The sequence below is a fragment of the Macrococcoides bohemicum genome (assembly GCF_016865215.1).
Taxonomy (GTDB): Bacteria; Bacillota; Bacilli; order Staphylococcales; family Staphylococcaceae; genus Macrococcoides; species Macrococcoides bohemicum.
In genome coordinates this window covers 1329386-1346161 of record NZ_CP054482.1, presented here as the reverse complement: position 1 = coordinate 1346161, position 16776 = coordinate 1329386, and the positions used below count along the sequence as shown (strand labels likewise).

Annotated in this window: 23 protein-coding genes; 20 read left to right on the top strand and 3 right to left on the bottom strand. The window is 31.9% G+C overall.

Translation table 11 applies throughout. The features are described from left to right. The 3 genes from HT586_RS06900 (at nucleotide 1) to HT586_RS06890 (ending at nucleotide 2059) form a co-directional block, all read left to right on the top strand. On the top strand, nucleotides 1–897 hold the full coding sequence (locus HT586_RS06900; protein WP_203545470.1) for a sulfurtransferase: 897 nt from the start codon (nucleotides 1–3) through the stop codon (nucleotides 895–897). Beyond that, a complete protein-coding gene (locus tag HT586_RS06895) occupies nucleotides 894–1766 on the top strand; it encodes a 5'-3' exonuclease (protein ID WP_203545469.1) in 873 nt (290 codons plus the stop codon). The genes HT586_RS06900 and HT586_RS06895 overlap by 4 nt, the downstream gene beginning before the upstream one ends. 116 nt (nucleotides 1767–1882) lie before the next feature. Continuing rightward, nucleotides 1883–2059, top strand: coding sequence for a hypothetical protein (locus HT586_RS06890; protein WP_157742179.1), 177 nt, complete (start codon nucleotides 1883–1885; stop codon nucleotides 2057–2059). Between the two features lie 269 nt (nucleotides 2060–2328). Here the strand turns inward: HT586_RS06890 and HT586_RS06885 are convergent, their stop codons facing one another. Continuing rightward, the gene (locus tag HT586_RS06885) at nucleotides 2329–2853 is read right to left on the bottom strand and encodes a hypothetical protein (protein WP_096076479.1); all 525 of its coding nucleotides are present in this window, start codon (nucleotides 2851–2853) and stop codon (nucleotides 2329–2331) included. Nucleotides 2854–3049: 196 nt separating this feature from the next. Between HT586_RS06885 and HT586_RS06880 the strand changes: the two genes are divergently transcribed. Both HT586_RS06880 and HT586_RS06875 read left to right on the top strand, forming a co-directional pair. Then, nucleotides 3050–3988, top strand: coding sequence for a Fic family protein (locus tag HT586_RS06880; protein ID WP_188017360.1), 939 nt, complete (start codon nucleotides 3050–3052; stop codon nucleotides 3986–3988). 30 nt (nucleotides 3989–4018) lie between these two features. After that, on the top strand, nucleotides 4019–4795 hold the full coding sequence (locus tag HT586_RS06875; protein WP_203545468.1) for an HAD family hydrolase: 777 nt from the start codon (nucleotides 4019–4021) through the stop codon (nucleotides 4793–4795). Between the two features lie 6 nt (nucleotides 4796–4801). On the opposite strand, the gene HT586_RS06870 is transcribed toward HT586_RS06875, so the two are convergent. Together HT586_RS06870 and HT586_RS06865 are read right to left on the bottom strand one after the other, a co-directional pair. After that, nucleotides 4802–5191, bottom strand: a complete 390-nt coding sequence (locus HT586_RS06870) for a ribonuclease HI family protein (protein ID WP_096076482.1) — start codon at nucleotides 5189–5191, stop codon at nucleotides 4802–4804. Nucleotides 5192–5235: 44 nt separating this feature from the next. Continuing rightward, nucleotides 5236–5919, bottom strand: a complete 684-nt coding sequence (locus tag HT586_RS06865; protein ID WP_133353204.1) for a queuosine precursor transporter — start codon at nucleotides 5917–5919, stop codon at nucleotides 5236–5238. A 134-nt stretch (nucleotides 5920–6053) separates the two neighbouring features. On the opposite strand from HT586_RS06865, the gene HT586_RS06860 reads away from it, so the two are divergent. The 15 genes from HT586_RS06860 to HT586_RS06790 all read left to right on the top strand — a co-directional run bounded on the left by HT586_RS06860 (nucleotide 6054) and on the right by HT586_RS06790 (nucleotide 16772). After that, nucleotides 6054–6236 (top strand): zinc-finger domain-containing protein, encoded by a 183-nt coding sequence (locus tag HT586_RS06860; RefSeq protein ID WP_096076484.1) that lies wholly within the window; start codon nucleotides 6054–6056, stop codon nucleotides 6234–6236. Nucleotides 6237–6245: 9 nt separating this feature from the next. Continuing rightward, the gene (locus tag HT586_RS06855) at nucleotides 6246–7361 is read left to right on the top strand and encodes a conserved virulence factor C family protein (RefSeq protein WP_203545467.1); all 1116 of its coding nucleotides are present in this window, start codon (nucleotides 6246–6248) and stop codon (nucleotides 7359–7361) included. A gap of 1 nt (nucleotide 7362) precedes the next feature. After that, nucleotides 7363–7797 carry a BrxA/BrxB family bacilliredoxin gene (locus HT586_RS06850; RefSeq protein ID WP_096076486.1) on the top strand — a complete coding sequence of 145 codons (435 nt, stop codon included), beginning with the start codon at nucleotides 7363–7365 and terminating at the stop codon, nucleotides 7795–7797. Continuing rightward, nucleotides 7784–8593 carry a class I SAM-dependent methyltransferase gene (locus HT586_RS06845; protein WP_096076487.1) on the top strand — a complete coding sequence of 270 codons (810 nt, stop codon included), beginning with the start codon at nucleotides 7784–7786 and terminating at the stop codon, nucleotides 8591–8593. Before HT586_RS06850 ends, HT586_RS06845 begins: the two co-directional genes overlap by 14 nt. A gap of 234 nt (nucleotides 8594–8827) precedes the next feature. Continuing rightward, nucleotides 8828–9781, top strand: coding sequence for a thymidylate synthase (locus HT586_RS06840; protein ID WP_111744967.1), 954 nt, complete (start codon nucleotides 8828–8830; stop codon nucleotides 9779–9781). Nucleotides 9782–9789: 8 nt separating this feature from the next. Beyond that, complete coding sequence (locus HT586_RS06835; RefSeq protein ID WP_096076489.1) at nucleotides 9790–10272, top strand: dihydrofolate reductase; 483 nt, start codon at nucleotides 9790–9792, stop codon at nucleotides 10270–10272. Further along, entirely contained in the window at nucleotides 10269–10988 is a 720-nt protein-coding gene (locus HT586_RS06830; RefSeq protein ID WP_111744968.1) for a lysophospholipid acyltransferase family protein, read from the top strand. The genes HT586_RS06835 and HT586_RS06830 overlap by 4 nt, the downstream gene beginning before the upstream one ends. Nucleotides 10989–11009: 21 nt before the next feature. Continuing rightward, complete coding sequence (locus tag HT586_RS06825) at nucleotides 11010–11855, top strand: DegV family protein (RefSeq protein ID WP_111744969.1); 846 nt, start codon at nucleotides 11010–11012, stop codon at nucleotides 11853–11855. Then, the gene (locus HT586_RS06820; protein WP_219497430.1) at nucleotides 11848–12399 is read left to right on the top strand and encodes a DUF2140 family protein; all 552 of its coding nucleotides are present in this window, start codon (nucleotides 11848–11850) and stop codon (nucleotides 12397–12399) included. The genes HT586_RS06825 and HT586_RS06820 overlap by 8 nt, the downstream gene beginning before the upstream one ends. 4 nt (nucleotides 12400–12403) lie before the next feature. Beyond that, nucleotides 12404–12931 carry a peptide-methionine (S)-S-oxide reductase MsrA gene (msrA, locus tag HT586_RS06815; RefSeq protein WP_203545466.1) on the top strand — a complete coding sequence of 176 codons (528 nt, stop codon included), beginning with the start codon at nucleotides 12404–12406 and terminating at the stop codon, nucleotides 12929–12931. Next, entirely contained in the window at nucleotides 12924–13349 is a 426-nt protein-coding gene (gene msrB, locus HT586_RS06810) for a peptide-methionine (R)-S-oxide reductase MsrB (protein WP_188017367.1), read from the top strand. Before msrA ends, msrB begins: the two co-directional genes overlap by 8 nt. Nucleotides 13350–13410: 61 nt before the next feature. Beyond that, nucleotides 13411–13911, top strand: a complete 501-nt coding sequence (locus HT586_RS06805) for a PTS sugar transporter subunit IIA (RefSeq protein WP_133353198.1) — start codon at nucleotides 13411–13413, stop codon at nucleotides 13909–13911. Beyond that, on the top strand, nucleotides 13911–14132 hold the full coding sequence (locus HT586_RS06800) for a YozE family protein (protein ID WP_096076496.1): 222 nt from the start codon (nucleotides 13911–13913) through the stop codon (nucleotides 14130–14132). The genes HT586_RS06805 and HT586_RS06800 overlap by 1 nt, the downstream gene beginning before the upstream one ends. Before the next feature lie 80 nt (nucleotides 14133–14212). Then, nucleotides 14213–15694, top strand: coding sequence for a S41 family peptidase (locus HT586_RS06795; RefSeq protein WP_203545465.1), 1482 nt, complete (start codon nucleotides 14213–14215; stop codon nucleotides 15692–15694). A 13-nt stretch (nucleotides 15695–15707) separates the two neighbouring features. Then, a complete protein-coding gene (locus tag HT586_RS06790; protein ID WP_133353196.1) occupies nucleotides 15708–16772 on the top strand; it encodes an undecaprenyldiphospho-muramoylpentapeptide beta-N-acetylglucosaminyltransferase in 1065 nt (354 codons plus the stop codon). Nucleotides 16773–16776: the final 4 nt, after the last annotated feature.

Here is a 16776-nt window from a genome sequence, read left to right as displayed (position 1 = left end):
ATGAAAATATGGATAACAGAACAAGAAGCTTATAAACTGGTACAAAATAATGATGCAGTACTATTTGATTGTCGAGGCATAATGGACAACTTAGAACAAAGTATTCAAAACTATCAAGAGGAAAGAATTGAAGGTGCAGCGTATATTCATTCATTCTTAATGGGTAACAATCCAATATCAGGTGGACGACATCCATTACCTGATTTAAATGATTTCATTGATATTGTGGAATCATTTGCTCAGGGTAAGATGATAATAGGATACGATAATCGCAATAGTTTTTATGGCACTCGATTTGTATTTCTCTGTCATCTTGTAGGTCTTGAATGTCTTCTTATTCAGGAAGGATATGAAGATTTGAAACTGTTTAAGAAATCGACAAAAGATCCAATAGATGGAAAACAGCATGCTACATTAAAATTATATAAATGCACCGACAAAGAGTTTGAAATGGCGGTGGAAACATATGAGGAATTAGCAAATAGAGAATTAAACCAAAATTTTAATAAAGATATCATCACTTTCTGTAATAATATCCAATACATAATTAAGGCGCCTCAAGATGATGTCGTACTTATTGATGCACGTGCTCATGAACGCTATATTGGCGAAGTTGAACCGATGGATAAAATTGCTGGCCATATTCCGTCAGCAATCAATATTCCTTTTAGTGAAGTGTATGCAGATAGTGTGCCGAAAAATGACGAAGCACTAAGAAATGTCTTCAAAAATGTTTTAGGGAAAGAAAGCATTATTTATTGTGGTTCAGGCTTAAGCGCGACACCGTTATATGTCGGTTTAAAGACGTTAGACCAAAATGTAAAAGTATATGCAGGAAGTTATTCGGAGTGGGTGTCAAAATATCCAAATCAAATAGAAACTGGAGAACAAAAATGAACAATTTATTAATCGTTGATGGAATGGCTTTGCTTTTTCGTCACTTCTTTGCTACAAGTCTACACAAAAACTATATGAAAAATTCGCAAGGCATACCTACAAATGGGGTTCAAGGATTTGTAAGACATATTGTAAGTGCAATTCATGACACCGATGCCCATCATGTAATAGTCTGTTGGGATATGGGGGCTAAAACATTCAGAAACGAAATCGACCCTAACTATAAAGCCCATCGTCCAGCACCACAAGACGAGTTGATTCCTCAATTTGATATGGTGCAGGAAATCTCAAGACAACTCGGATTTCATAATATTGGCATACAAAATTTCGAAGCTGACGATGTCATTGGCACATTAGCACATGCACTAGATAACACATATGATATAAAAGTAATTAGTGGTGATCGTGATCTGCTGCAAATACTGGATGAGCATATTGAAGTATGGTTAACAAAAAAAGGATTTAATATTTACAATAAATATGATAAAGCTCGATTTATCGAAGAATATCAAATTGAGCCAAAGCAATTAATTGATGTAAAAGCGTTTATGGGTGATACTGCTGATGGATATCCTGGTGTAAAGGGTATTGGAGAAAAAACAGCACTTAAGTTAATTCAAACATATAGAAGTGTTGACGGTGTACTTGAACATATTGAAGAATTATCAAAAGGACAACAGAATAAAATCAATGAAGGAGTTGAAGCATTAAGATTGTCTCATCAACTCGCAGCAATACATACGGAAGTACCATTAAAGTTAGATGAAATCATCAGTGAAATGCCATATTCAGTTGATTTGGCGTCAATGATCGATATATGTAATCAATACGAATTAAAGGTTGCCAAAAATTTCATAGCGAAATTGTAATCCCAAGCCCTTTATGCAAAATATAATGCATAGAGGGTTTTATTATTTGTGACAATTGAAGACATATTACAAATTTACCATCAGCATTAGCTCCAGGAGGTTCAGTAGTATTTGATGTGCAAGATTCTTTTAAAGTACCATCTGATAAAGGTCAAAATATCAAATTCGTTGAAGTCGAAAATACTGTAACTACACCAACAACTGAAGAGCCAACAACTGAACAGGCAACTACTGAAAGACCAACGACAAAACCTTGTCCAAATGGTCGAATCTGGTGTCCAGGTAATTATTAATCAATGAAATTTTATGAAGAAAGAGGATTAGACAGTGTCTAATCCTCTTTTGAATAGTTGAAAGGCAAAACGAGCTATTCTGCGTTTTTGGTTTACACCCATCGAAAGTTAAATGATCACAAATTGAGTTCCGTAAACTTCGTATATGTAAGACGTAAATGTTAAGTAAAACGAAAAGCGGCTCCATTCGATGACTAAATAGGACTTTCTACCGGAAATAGATTAATTGAATATGATTAAACTTATTATATGATATCAAAATTAGATAATTATATTTGATTATTCAACGCAACTTCTATTGTATACTCATTATTAAAACGATCGATTAACATTGATTTATTGTTAGCAGAGGATTCTAATTGCTCTATGTAGCTACGAACGTACAGCTCATCGACAATACCTTCTTCAACGATTCCAACACCAGCGACTGCTTTAATTCGCTCCTGTCCATATCCAAATGAAATGTTATTTTCAAGCATGTTAACGATGTTTCTTTCGATTTTAAGAGACTCCAGGAGTTCTGATGGCGTGTATAATTTATCTTCAAATTCAATCTGAGCATTACAGTTCGCTCTATGTACGGCTGTTTTTAAGTTGGAGATATCAGACTTTAAACTCTCAATTAAGCCTATTGTTTCATGGACCGACGCATTCTTTTCTTCTGTAATGATACTTTTATTATTTAACGCGATTGGAACGCGAAACTCTGTTCTGAATTTTTCTGTTGCATTATCGAGTTGAGCACGTAATTTACTTGAGATGAATATTGCCTGTTGGATAGTTAAAGAAGTCATAATAATATCCTCCATTTTTTAGTAGTAGAAATATTATATAATAGTCATTTGGAATAATAAAGCAATATCCTTATAAATGTTATTATATTGCATACTTCTTATTATTTATTTTTATTGCTGCTTATTTTTTTACACTCTAATTTTTCTTTATTTTACTAGTCAATTGATATAAAATGACTGATAAAGAGGTGTATGTATGGTTGAATATAATTCAAATATTGTGAATTTAATGACTAAAATTCATGAGTACAAAGGTAAACAAATTATTTATTTACAATATAATACTGCCACATTAGAGAAACTTAAATTTTCAAGTTTATATCACAATGTGAAATATGGTTGCGCTTTATCGGGATATTCTGTATCTGATACAAAGTTATTACAGATACTACAGTTTAAAAAATCATTTAATAATGAAATTGAAGCGCAGATATGTGGATTTAGAGATGCATTGCTATATATTGTAGAGGATTATGAATTTATAGACATCAATTATGATTCACTTTGTGCAATGTATTTAGAGATGTCTATGGGAGACGACGAAACAATTACCAATATTACTGTAGCCCAAAAAGATGCTATCAAACAATTATGTTTACATTACAATAATGTAATAGATCTGCCTAATACAAATATACTCACAGAGATATTTCAATTTGTATTTGAATTCATTCATTCTAATCTTTTCTCTAATAATACGCATTTATTTTCACGTTTATTATTGAATTTGCTATTATATAAATCAAATATTTTAGTTACTCAGTATCAAAGTATAGATAAACTGATTTATGAAGACATTGTTGGTAGTAATAAAAGATTAAAGAAAAAGAATATTGATTATTTTCCTTTTGAAGATATACATGATTTTATGAATTATTATTTTTATAAAATAATTGAATCTTACGATGCTCTAGATTTTAATTTCCAATTAATATTAAATGAGAAAATAACGCCGCAGTATAGAGTACTGAATATTTTAAATCGATCCTTCGAGCCAATCGCGCGTAAGGATTTAGAGGTCATGCTGGCAGATATCAGTAGAAAAACAATTGAAAGGGCATTGGTACAGCTTCAAAAAGAAGACTTTATTATTAAAGTTGGTCAAGGAAAATCTACACAATATAAAGTGAAATAATGATTGTTTCACGTGAATAAGGATGATTTTATGAAAGTATTTGCAGTGGATATGGATGGCACATTTCTAGATAGTAATAATACTTATGACATGAAATATTTTGAAAGATTAAATACAGAATATAAAGATGAATTTAAGTTGATAGTAGCAAGTAGCAATACTATTTCTCATCTTAAAACATTTTTTAGGCAAAAAGATATATACTATATAGGTTCTAATGGTGCAGTCATTGATTTTGAAGAGAAAATAATTGATACACAATTTCTTGATACAACTGATATTAATCGTGTTTTAACGTATTTAAATAATATGCATATTTATTCGTATGTAGTTAGTACATTAGAAAAATCTTATGTAAACAAAGTTGCTGGAGAACAATTTATCAATCGAATGCAGCAATATTATAACGATTTAATTATAAATAATTTGAATGAAATAGATGGTATTACTAAAATCACAATTGAAATAAAAAGTGATGTGACAGAGTTGATGGCTCAGTTAAATGCTTTATGCCAGTCAAGCATTGCAGTTGATAGTGGTTTTAATTGTGTCGACATCATTCATAAAGGAATAAATAAAGCTGTTGCAATTAAAAAGGTGATGAATATATTGGGGGCAAAAATGCATGATTTATATGTCTTTGGCGATAGTGATAATGATATTGAAATGCTTAAGCTTACTGAAAATTCATTTGCAATGGCAAACGGAAATGAAGAAGTTAAATCAATCGCAAAGTATGAAATACCTAGTAATGACGAAAATGGTGTATTGATTACAATGGAGATGATATTAAAAAAAGAACTTTGAGCAATATTATAAATATCGCTGCAAAGTTCTTCTTGCTATAGTATCTGCATGTTTATTCTGATGTCTTGGTATCCAATTGATAATAATTAAATCAAAGTTTGGTTTCAACTGAAGATACTCTTGTAAATATGGTTTAAACAGTGATTGTTTCACATAATTTTTATCAATAGAATCTACAACAATTTTGGCGTCACTTTTTATTAGTAATGTTTTACAATCATTAGCTAAAGCTAGTTTCATGCCGATTATCAGACTTTGCCATTCGGCTATATGATTATCAACAGCACCTAAATATTCTCCATATTCAATCGTCTTATCATCAAGTTTGAGTACAATACCACATGCGCTATGAAGTGGATTCTGCTTTGTTGATGCATCAATAAATATTTGAGCCATATTTATACCTCATAATCCTATATTTTTTAAATCTTGCAAAACAATTATAATTGATTTGTTTTATGATATCTTTTTGCCCAGTAACCGAAAGGAATGTTTAAAATCGTTGAAGCTAATTTAAATAAATAAGTAGTTATAAAGATTTCAAAGACAATATTATTAGGCATTAAACCGGTAAATGCAATTATAGAAAATAATGCAGTATCAACAATTGAACTAAATATTGTACTTCCATATGCACGTACAATAAATGTTTTCTCTGATGAAAAATATTTTTTGATTAAATTAAATAAGTATACATCTACATATTGTCCGATAATATATGCAATGATTGATCCTAATACGATTCTAGGTACGACACCAAATAACGTCTGCAGGCTTTTTTGTGCGATATCTGTCTCTGTAGGTGTAAATTGTAAAGATATCGACATTAATATCGTCATGATAATAGCTGATGCAAATCCTAACCACACTGCTCTTTTCGCAACTTTACGCCCATATCTGTCATTTAATATATCTGTTGCTAAATAAATAGACGCAAATAATACATTCCCTAAAGTTGCAGTAATACCAAATAATTCAACAGACTTAGTTACTTGTATATTGGCAATTACTGTCCCAATCGCAACCCATACAAATAAACCTTCTTTTCCAAAGAAACGGTACATAAGTACCATACAAAAAAACGTTAATAAAAAGGCAACAACTGCCCATAATTCATTACTCATAGCAAACCTCTTTCTATAAAAATTCAACTTATGTATTATAGAGTGTATCTATTGAATTTGCAAGTTATCATTGACTAAACAAATGAGCATCAATTTTTTTGCAGTTTTGATATACTATTTTTTGAGGTGAGATAATGAACCTGCAACAAAAAGTTACTTTAAAACAAATCGATACTTTAACTGATCATTATTGTGAAGGATGTATACTTAAGTCTTACCACCGTAAAGTGTATGGTAAAACCTACGCACATCATTATTGTATAAAGAAATGTTCTGTAGGTATTGAAATAAAACAACTCGGCAATGTATTGCAGTAAGGAGATATCATGAAAATCATAAAAATTGAACCAACACCAAGTCCTAATACGTTAAAAATAACACTTAATTATAAAAAACAGGATATGAAAAGTAATACATATTCAACAGTACATGAAACTAATCCCGCATTTATCAATGCATTACTTCAAATAGAAGATGTAAAATCAATTTTTCATGTTATGGATTTTATTTCTGTTGATAAAACTCCGAAGTCTGATTGGGAAGTGGTATTACCACAAATTAAATCTGTTTTTGAAGAAGAGATTGATGTTCAGCAAGAAATAACAGTGGATAATGGTGAAAAGAAAGTTGAAGTACTTGAATTTAAAAGTATTCCTTATCAAATAAAAGTTACAGATAAAGATGGAGAATCACGTAAACAACTGGATGTGAGATTTATCGATGCGATGCTAGCTGCACAAAATGATGATGACAATGTTATTTTACTCCGTAAATGGATTGATTACGGTATAAGATATGGTGAAACAGAAGAAATCATCCAATCTATTAAAGAAGAAATTGATGCTAAATTTCCTGATGATGTTCTGACAGAATATATTGCAAAAGGTAAAGCAAATCAGTATATAGATACATCCAAGAAATTAGAAAAAATTACTTTGGATGAATATAATACGATTGAAGATTGGCAGGAGCGTTATCGAAAGATAGATCATTATCCGAATCCAGACTTATCTGATCTGCCATTTTTTGAAGCTGTGTTACTAGATGACAAGCCTCAGATTAGGCGTCTTGCTGTCGTATTTTTAGGTATGATAGAAGATAGAAAAGTATTACCCGCATTGCATAAAGCTATGAACGATAATAATTTAACTGTGCGCCGTACTGTAGGAGATACTTTAAGTGATCTTGGATTTAAAGAAAGTTTACCGATAATGCACGCAGCATTAAATGATAAACATCCAATTGTCAGATGGCGTGCAGCGATGTTTATCTTTGACGAAGGTGATGAAAGTAGTTTAACTTATTTAGAGCAACATTTAGAAGACCCTGCATTTGATGTCAAACTTCAAGTACAGATGGCTTACGAACGAATTAAAAATGGTGAAGCAGCTGTTGGTTCTGTTTGGAAACAAATTGCTAACCGTAACAAAGGAGAAGAATGAAATGAATGCTTATGAAGAATATATGAAATCACTTGCGAATGGAATGAGAAGTGAATTAACCAATCATGGTTTTGAATCGTTAGAAACAAGCGAAGCAGTTGATGGTTATTTTAATCAAGTGAAAGAAGATGAAACAACTTTTGTAGTTATTAATTCAGTATGTGGGTGTGCAGCAGGGTTAGCACGACCAGCAGCTGTTACAGTAGCTACACAAAATGAGAAGAAACCTAATCACTTAGTAACTGTGTTTGCAGGTCAGGACCGTGAAGCGACAGATAAAATGCGTGAATACGTAGCGCAAGCTCCGTCAAGTCCTTCAATGGCATTATTTAAAGGACAATCATTGGTTGGTTTTATTCCAAGAGAGCATATTGAAGGGCGACCTGTAGAAGAAATTTGTATGGATATTAAAGAATATTTTGATGATCACTGCTAAAATTAAACTGCGTATTACAACATGCGTAAAACCAGATAGTTTAATTTTGAAATATTTAGAAGATATTATTTCAGATATAAATTCATATTCAGAAGTAACCTATGAAGTAATCGATAGAAGGAAACTAACGATTAAAAATTTATTTGAAGATGATTTAACACCTGTGTTGGTAATTCAGCAAACAGGTGTTGCATTATATACTTCTGTTGAAAATAAGATTTTTTATCATGAAAATACGACACGCGTTAAGTATAAAGCTTATGTTAGCGGCAATCATGTACCTCCTCTCGTCGAACTTATTCATGATGAGTCTATCAATACTGACATCATCATCGATGCCACAACTGGTATGGCAAATGACTTAATATTAATGGCTCTAACGATGGAAGACAGCATATTTTATGCATTTGAAGACAATTTTTATATTCATTTTGCAATAAAATGGGGCGTACATTTTTATTTCAATGTGCTAGAGAAAAATAAACTAGAAACATCTCGCATACATTTTATTTATGGTAGCGTTGTAAATCATATCGGTATTCTGAATCAGTCACAAATCATCTATTTAGATCCAATGTATGAAGAAACTGTTGTGACGTCTAACATTGCTTCTTTAGTTAATGTAGTGAACCATGATATTGAAAGTGATCGTAAGCTATTAAATACGATATTTGAGCATTTCAGAGGGAAACTTATATTGCGTGCGCATTACAAATCCAGTTTAATTCGTGATTTTAAGTTTATCATGAATGTTAGAAAACAAACGAAGACACATTATGGTTATCGTTATATATGAATCATTGCACAATAAAAAGGCTTCGTAAATTCGAAGCCTTTTTATGATGTATAAATTATTCAGTTATACACATGCTGATCATATAGCATAATAATAAGAATAAACCTGAAACGACCATCATATCTGCGCCCATATATTTCACCCCTAGAATGTAAATCTCTAATATCTAATTCTTTAATTAATTGTTATATAAATGTATTATAAAGTATATAAGTAAAAATAGAAAGAGGTGACTTGATGAATTCATTCGATCAAGCTTATCACGATTTGTGTAGAAGAGTTTTAGAAACTGGTAAAAATAAAGATGATCGTACAAACACAGGAACGCTTTCTGTATTTGGTCATCAGATGCGCTTTGATTTATCAAAAGGATTTCCTTTGTTAACAACAAAAAAAGTTTCTTTTAAGCTTATCGCAACGGAGCTTATCTGGTTTATGAGAGGTGATACAAATATCAAGTATCTACTGGAATATAACAATAACATATGGAATGAATGGGCATTCTTAAAATGGATTGAAAGCGCTGATTATAATGGTCCGGACATGACGAACTTCGGACATCGCGCACTTGTAGATGAAAATTTTAATGAAGAATATAAAAAACAACTTAAAATTTTTAAAGATAAAATTTTAAACGATGATGCTTTTAGTAAAAAATATGGAGATTTAGGTAATGTTTACGGTAAACAGTGGCGTAATTTCGAAACGAAAAATGGTTCGACTGACCAGCTTATGGAAGTAATTGAAGGAATCAAACATAATCCAACGAGTAGACGCCATATTATCTCTGCCTGGAATCCAGGAGAGATAGACACGATGGCGTTACCACCATGTCATACTATGTTTCAGTTCTATGTTCAGGATAATAAATTATCATGTCAGTTATATCAACGAAGTGCAGATATATTCTTAGGTGTGCCTTTCAATATCGCTAGTTATAGTTTATTAACACACCTAATAGCTAAAGAATGCAATCTTGAAGTTGGTGAGTTTGTGCACACATTTGGTGATGCCCATATCTACTCAAATCATATCGATGCAGTAAATGAACAGCTATCAAGAGAGTCTTTTGAACCACCTACATTAAATATTAATACCGATAAATCAATCTTCGACATTGAATATGAAGATTTAGAAGTAATCAATTATCAAGCACATCCAGCGATAAAAGCACCTATTGCAGTATAAGGAGAATCATTATGTTATCAATTATTGTTTGTCACGATCAAAATAGAGTTATTGGCTTTGAAAATAAAATGCCATGGCATTTGCCGAATGATTTGAAACGCGTAAAAGCATTAACAACTGGGAACACTATTGTAATGGGTAGAAAGACTTATGAATCATTAGGTAAAGCTTTACCAAATCGACGTAATGTAGTCATTACGCGTGATGAATCATTTAAACCTAATGATGCAGATGTTATTCATTCACTGGAAGAAATCAATGCATTAGAAGGTCATGTATATATTTTTGGCGGACAAAATTTATATGAACAAACAATCGATATGGTTGAAGATATGTACATTACTGTAATCGAGAATAAATATCCAGGGGATGCTTTTTTTCCGGAATATACTTTCGAGGATTTTACAGTAGAATCGATTGAAGAAGGTGCACTAGATGAAAAGAATATTGTACCTCATCATTTTATGCATTTAGTGAGGAAAGAGAAATGATTAGATTAATAAGAACTGTAGGGACTATCATTGGGTATGCAGCTTTTGTTACACCGAAATTAAATGGTGTTAAACAATCATTAACCCAATTTGATACTGTCGCTGAACAAGACTTAGTAACAAATCAATATCCGAAAAGATGGGCCAGTAAAATATTAAGAACAGCCGGTGTGAAGGTTAATGTTCACGGCGACCAAAATTATCCCGAAAATGGTGTATTATTTATTTCAAACCATGAAGGTAATTTTGATATACCTGTGCTAATTTACGCGATTAATAAACCATTCGGTTTCGTATCAAAGGTGGAAGTAAAGAAAATACCGTTTCTACATAAATGGATGGATTTATTAAATTGTATCTATCTAGATAGAACGGATCGCCGTTCATCAATTCAAATGATTCGAGACGGTGTCGCATCATTAAAAGCGGGACATAGTATTATGATCTTTCCTGAAGGTACGCGTAGTAAGGGTAATGGCATGGCTGAGTTTAAAGCAGGTTCTTTTAAACTCGCTAAAAGTGCAGGTGTGCCGATTGTTCCTATTGCTATAAAGGGTACATCTGAACTGATGGAAAAATATAATAGTAAAAAAATTGTACCTGGTCAAGTGGATGTCACGATATTAGATGCAATTGAACCAGAAATATTCGATCGTTATTCTTTACAGGAAGTTGCCAATCTTGTACATGAGCGTATAGAATCAGTAATAAAATAACAACAGATATCGAGGGATAAAATGAGTAAAATAAAATTGATAGTGGATTCAACACATGATTTACCTCAACAATATTTAGATGACCATGGTATTGTGCAGGTACCTTTAAATATTGTGATGGATGGCAAGACATATATAGATCAGGAAGAAATTACATCTGAGGAATACTTGAAACAACTCGTTACTTTAAAAGATATTCCTAAAACAAGTCAGCCGCCTACAGGAAAGTTTGCTGAAATATATGAAAAATATATAGACGAAGGTTATGAAATATTAAGTCTGCATATGACGCATCGATTAAGTGGTACTGTAGGAAGTGCACAAACAGCTGCAGGTATGGTGAATGGTAAAGTGACTGTTGTAGATAGTGGGTTTATTGCACAATCATATGGATTTATCATTCAAAATGTGGCCGAACTTATTATCAAACATAAATCAATGGATGAAATTGTAGCTGCTATTGATACGATGAAGCATCAATCTCGCTTATTTTTGGTAATCAGTCAACTTGATTACTTAAGAAAAGGCGGACGTATCTCTCGTGGAAAAGGATTTATAGGTGGATTGATGAATTTAAAACCGGTAGCTGAAGTTATTGATGGAGAAATACAAGTGATACAAAATGCCCGCACGCAAAATGCAGTCGTTAAATTATTGACGAAAGAAGTAGCAAAAATGGCTGATGACTATAAATATTTACGTATTGGTATTTCACAAGCGGATGCAATGGATCTATTAGAGAAAATTAAAGCTTCTATTGAACAATACACAGACGAGAAAATTTCCATTAATACAACAACACCAATTGTGTCAACGCATACAGGTCCAGGTGCAATAGGATTGTCGGTTTTTGGATATAATGACTAAAGTGATAAAACACCCGGTTTGGTTTGTTTTATTTATTTTATTATTGTGCATTAATATTTATTCAATATTTTGGGCAAGACAAATATTTTCTGAACCTTTACAAATGAAATCTGTACCTACATTTGAGATGGATTCAAAGGATACGATGATTTTATCAGAAAATACAATTAAGCATTTTATTACAATGAATGATAAAAATACAAATATCAAATTTAAAGATCACTATATTTGGATTGATGCTAAATCGAAATTTATGACTTTAGACGTGCATACTAAAATAAAAACAACACCAAAGGTCATTGCACCTGGGGTTATTGCTTTAAATATAGAGCATATAGACATCGGCCGTCTTCCTTTATCAAAACAAAAAGCTTTGCGTATCGTTGATAAATATGGTAATTTACCTGAAGAAGTAACATTGGATGAAGAAAATAAGCGTTTCATCTATACTCTAGGTATACAAGAAATTGGCGATACAAAAATTTTACTGAAAAAAATTGATGATGAGAAAGCGTGGCACTTCGATTTAAAAATAAAGGAGTGATTAAATGAAATTAGCAACTTTAGCAGGTGGATGCTTTTGGTGTATGGTTAAACCATTTCACCAGTTTGATGGTATCTTATCAGTAGTTAGTGGTTATAGCGGTGGACACGTTGAAAATCCTACTTACGAAGCGGTTTGTACAAATACTACCGGTCACCGTGAGGCAGTTCAAATTTCTTATGATGAAAATATTATAAGTTACCAGGAAATTCTGGATATATACTTTAAAACTTTTGATCCTACTGATAATGAAGGACAATTCTTTGATAGAGGTGAAAGTTATACACCTGCAATATTCACTCATAATGAAGAACAACAACAAACTGCAGAGTCAGTGATTAAAAAGTTAAATGACGCTAAAGTATTTAAAAAACCGGTATCGACACCAATTATCCCTTATAAAAATTTTTATCCTGCTGAAGCATATCATCAGGATTATTATAAAAAAGCACCCTCTCATTATGCAGCTTATAGTGAGGGTTCTGGAAGAAATGGATTTATTAAATCACACTGGGGGGAACAGGATGCTTAAAAAAGAAATTAATGAATTAAATGAAATGGAATATTACGTTACAAAACAAAATGGAACAGAACCACCATTTGAAAATGAATACTGGAATCATTTTGAAAAAGGTATATACGTTGATAAGGTGAGTGGTAAACCGTTATTTACTTCTAACGATAAATTTGATTCTTCTTGTGGATGGCCATCTTTTTCAAAAGCAATTAGTGACGATGAAATTATTGAATTAGTTGATAAGTCTTATGGTATGACAAGAACAGAAGTCAGAACTGAACTTAGTGATATTCATCTTGGTCATGTATTTAACGATGGTCCAAAAGATAAAGGTGGATTAAGATACTGTATTAATTCAGCAAGTATTCAATTTATTCCATACGAGAAATTAGAAGCATTAGGTTATTCTGAGTATATAAAAGTATTAGATTAATATTTATTGGGTATGATAAACATAATTATCAAAATAAATTTGTATTAATGGAGGAATTATTATGTTCAAAAAAATGTTTGGTAAAGGTGAACAGGCTTCAAAACAAATAGAAATAAAAGCTCCTATTACAGGGAAGTATGTGGCAATAGAAGAAATTCCAGATCCAGTATTTGCCCAAAAGATGATGGGTGAAGGATTTGGTATTGAACCTTCAGAAGGAAAAGTCGTATCACCAATTGATGGTGAAATCGTAAATGTATTTCCGACAAAACATGCAATCGGTATTAAAGCAAACAATGGCCTGGAAGTTCTAATTCATGTTGGATTAGAAACGGTAGCGATGAACGGAGAAGGATTTGATGCATTGGTAAGTGCCGGCGATAAAGTAAAAGTAGGCGATGCTTTATTAGATTTTGATATTAATTTAATTCAGGAAAAGGCTTCTTCTATTATTTCACCGGTTATCATAACAAATTCTGATGTGATTGATCAGTTGGATACTTTAAATAGTGGAATACTTGCTTGTGGTGAAACAACTGTTTTATCAGTTGAAGTAAAATAATGAAGCAAATTTCTTTTTATCATTATGCATTAACTGAGCGCGGTGCAAAAAATGAATTCGGGATTTTTGCAGAAGCTGTGTTCAACGATTTAATGTTCCCTAAAGAAAATCTAGATTTTGAAAATTTATCAACATATATAGAAGAATATGGTTCTTCTGAAATGTCACTTTCTACATTTGATAAAATGTATGAAGCATATCAGGAATGGTTAAATTTTTAGCATGTATCATTTGATACGTGCTTTATTTTTTGTTTTTTTATATACTATTGAAATAAACTTAAATTAATTGGATGTGAAATATGTTGAACCATAACAAAAATGAATTTGATCAATCAAATGAAGAAAATGACAAGAAAATAAAAAGAAATTACGAAATCTCCCCTTTTAAATTTATAATGATGATTGTGTCGACCATCATTATTACTGCGGCTATTACTGCATTTTCAATCTTAAGTGGCAATGAAAAAATCATTACAGATGATTCACCGAAACGTAGTGAATTTGTAAAACTTTATCATGTTTATGATACTTTAAATAAGGATTATTATAAAGATGTAAAAAAAGAAGAACTTGTCGATGCTGCTATTAAAGGGATGGTAAGTGGATTAAAAGATCCTTATAGTGAATATATGACAGCGAAAGAACAAAGTGAATTTTCTGAATCGATGCAAGGTGATTTTCAAGGTATCGGAGCAGAAGTAGAACAAAAAGATGGTAAAATCTTAATTTCAAGTCCAATCAAAGGTGCACCGGCATATAAGGCTGGTATTAAACCAAATGATATCATCATAGCAATTAATAGTAAGACCATTGAAGGATGGAATACACAGCAAGTTGTAAATAAAATAAGAGGTAAAAAAGGAACAGATGTCGTTTTAACAATTAAACGTGGGTCGCTGGAACCATTTAAAGTAACGATAACACGTGATCGAATCCATATGGATAGCGTTACTTCAAAAATTACAAAAGATAAGACCGCTATTATTACGGTGACAAAATTCCAGGAAAAAACTTCAACAGAGTTTCATAATGCGCTGAAAATTATGGATGAAAAAGGGATGAAACGTTTAGTTATTGATTTGCGTAATAATCCAGGTGGATATCTAGATGAAGCTACTAAGATGGCGAACGAGTTTCTGGATAAAGGAGATACCATTTTATATACAGAAAATAGACAAGGCGATAAAAAGAATCTGACAACGAAAAATCCTGCTAATCCAATTACGAATGATTTGAACACTGTAATAATACTTAATGAAGGATCGGCGAGTGCTTCAGAAGTGTTTGCTGAAGCCCTGCGTGAAAATAACAAGGCAGAAATTGTTGGAACGAAATCATTCGGAAAAGGTATCGTTCAGACAGCAACGCCTTATAAAGATAAATCGATGTTGAAGTATACAAAAACGAAGTGGTTAACACCACAAGAAAACTGGATTCATAAAAAAGGGATAGTACCTGATGTTGAAGCGAAATTACCTGCATATACGAACGCACAAATATTAGATCCAGATACTGTACTGAGTGTTGGTGAAAAAGGGAATAATATTAAATCATTAGAGTTAGGTTTAAAAGCATTAGGATATAATCCTGGTAAAATAGATAATGTATTTGATAGCAAGACTGAACAGGCAATAATAGAATTTCAGACAGACAAAGATTTGAAGATCAATGGTCAATTCAGTGGAAAAACAACTGAAAAGTTTACTGAATTATTAATGAAAAAAGTTCAGTCAGATGATACACAGTTAAAAACAGCAATAAAAGAAGCAAAATCAAAATAATGGAGTGAAAAGAATGAAAATTGCATTTACTGGTGGGGGGACAATTGGACATGTCGCTGTTAATATGGCTCTAATTCCTAAAGCAGAAGCGCACAATATAGAGTGTATTTATATCGGTTCTAAAAATGGTATAGAAAAAGATGAAATTACAAAACGATTTCCAAACGTTAAATATTATGGCATCTCGAGTGGTAAATTACGTAGATATATCTCTGCAGAAAATATTAAGGATTTATTTAAAGTTCAAAAAGGTGTACTAGATGCTTTAAGTGTTTTAAAGAGAGAAAAACCGGATATCGTATTTTCAAAAGGTGGATTTGTTGCTGTTCCTGTTACGATTGCTGCAAAAATGCTTAATATCAAAACAATCATCCATGAATCTGATGTAACACCTGGTCTTGCAAATAAATTAGCGTTAAGATTTGCAAATAAACTTTATACAACCTTTGAAGAAACTTTGAAATATGTCCCAAAAGAAAAGTCAGATTACGTGGGTAGTATTATTCGTGATGATTTATTTTCCGGTGAAGCGTTAAATGCTTATCAAATTACACAATTCAATCGTGAAAAAAAAGTGATTATGATTATGGGTGGATCTCTTGGATCTAAATTAATAAATCAGACAGTTAGAGATAATCTCGATGTTTTATTAAAAAAATATCAAATTATTCACTTAGTTGGTCGTGGTAATTTAGATATATCTATCAAAAAAAGCGGCTATTACCAAAGAGAATTTGTATCTGAAGAATTAATGCATCTTTATAAGATTACGGATATTATGATTTCCCGTGCTGGTGCTAATGCGTTATTTGAATTTTTAGCCTTGCAGAAACCGATGATATTAATTCCACTTGGTTTAGATCAAAGCCGCGGAGACCAAATTGAGAATGCTAAAATCTTTAAAGATAAAGGTTTTGCTGAAGTCATTGAAGAGTCTGATTTAACGAGCCAGACCTTGATTGAAACGATTGAAAACGTTGAAGCAAAGTATGCGGACATGAAAAATAAAATGCATGCTGAACAGGTAATATATACAGCTGAAACTCTTTTAGATAAAATTATATTAGATGCAAAGTAGGAGA

Bases quoted from the DNA above. Each gene is read 5' to 3' on its own strand.
- HT586_RS06885 (WP_096076479.1), bottom strand. From the start codon at position 2,853: ATGACTTCTTTAACTATCCAACAGGCAATATTCATCTCAAGTAAATTA.
- HT586_RS06790 (WP_133353196.1), top strand. From the start codon at position 15,708: ATGAAAATTGCATTTACTGGTGGGGGGACAATTGGACATGTCGCTGTT.
- HT586_RS06830 (WP_111744968.1), top strand. From the start codon at position 10,269: ATGATTAGATTAATAAGAACTGTAGGGACTATCATTGGGTATGCAGCT.
- msrB (WP_188017367.1), top strand. From the start codon at position 12,924: ATGCTTAAAAAAGAAATTAATGAATTAAATGAAATGGAATATTACGTT.
- HT586_RS06865 (WP_133353204.1), bottom strand. From the start codon at position 5,919: ATGAGTAATGAATTATGGGCAGTTGTTGCCTTTTTATTAACGTTTTTT.
- HT586_RS06825 (WP_111744969.1), top strand. From the start codon at position 11,010: ATGAGTAAAATAAAATTGATAGTGGATTCAACACATGATTTACCTCAA.
- HT586_RS06855 (WP_203545467.1), top strand. From the start codon at position 6,246: ATGAAAATCATAAAAATTGAACCAACACCAAGTCCTAATACGTTAAAA.
- HT586_RS06805 (WP_133353198.1), top strand. From the start codon at position 13,411: ATGTTCAAAAAAATGTTTGGTAAAGGTGAACAGGCTTCAAAACAAATA.
- HT586_RS06900 (WP_203545470.1), top strand. From the start codon at position 1: ATGAAAATATGGATAACAGAACAAGAAGCTTATAAACTGGTACAAAAT.
- HT586_RS06820 (WP_219497430.1), top strand. From the start codon at position 11,848: ATGACTAAAGTGATAAAACACCCGGTTTGGTTTGTTTTATTTATTTTA.
- HT586_RS06880 (WP_188017360.1), top strand. From the start codon at position 3,050: ATGGTTGAATATAATTCAAATATTGTGAATTTAATGACTAAAATTCAT.
- HT586_RS06870 (WP_096076482.1), bottom strand. From the start codon at position 5,191: ATGGCTCAAATATTTATTGATGCATCAACAAAGCAGAATCCACTTCAT.
- HT586_RS06795 (WP_203545465.1), top strand. From the start codon at position 14,213: ATGTTGAACCATAACAAAAATGAATTTGATCAATCAAATGAAGAAAAT.
- msrA (WP_203545466.1), top strand. From the start codon at position 12,404: ATGAAATTAGCAACTTTAGCAGGTGGATGCTTTTGGTGTATGGTTAAA.
- HT586_RS06845 (WP_096076487.1), top strand. From the start codon at position 7,784: ATGATCACTGCTAAAATTAAACTGCGTATTACAACATGCGTAAAACCA.
- HT586_RS06800 (WP_096076496.1), top strand. From the start codon at position 13,911: ATGAAGCAAATTTCTTTTTATCATTATGCATTAACTGAGCGCGGTGCA.
- HT586_RS06895 (WP_203545469.1), top strand. From the start codon at position 894: ATGAACAATTTATTAATCGTTGATGGAATGGCTTTGCTTTTTCGTCAC.
- HT586_RS06860 (WP_096076484.1), top strand. From the start codon at position 6,054: ATGAACCTGCAACAAAAAGTTACTTTAAAACAAATCGATACTTTAACT.
- HT586_RS06850 (WP_096076486.1), top strand. From the start codon at position 7,363: ATGAATGCTTATGAAGAATATATGAAATCACTTGCGAATGGAATGAGA.
- HT586_RS06875 (WP_203545468.1), top strand. From the start codon at position 4,019: ATGAAAGTATTTGCAGTGGATATGGATGGCACATTTCTAGATAGTAAT.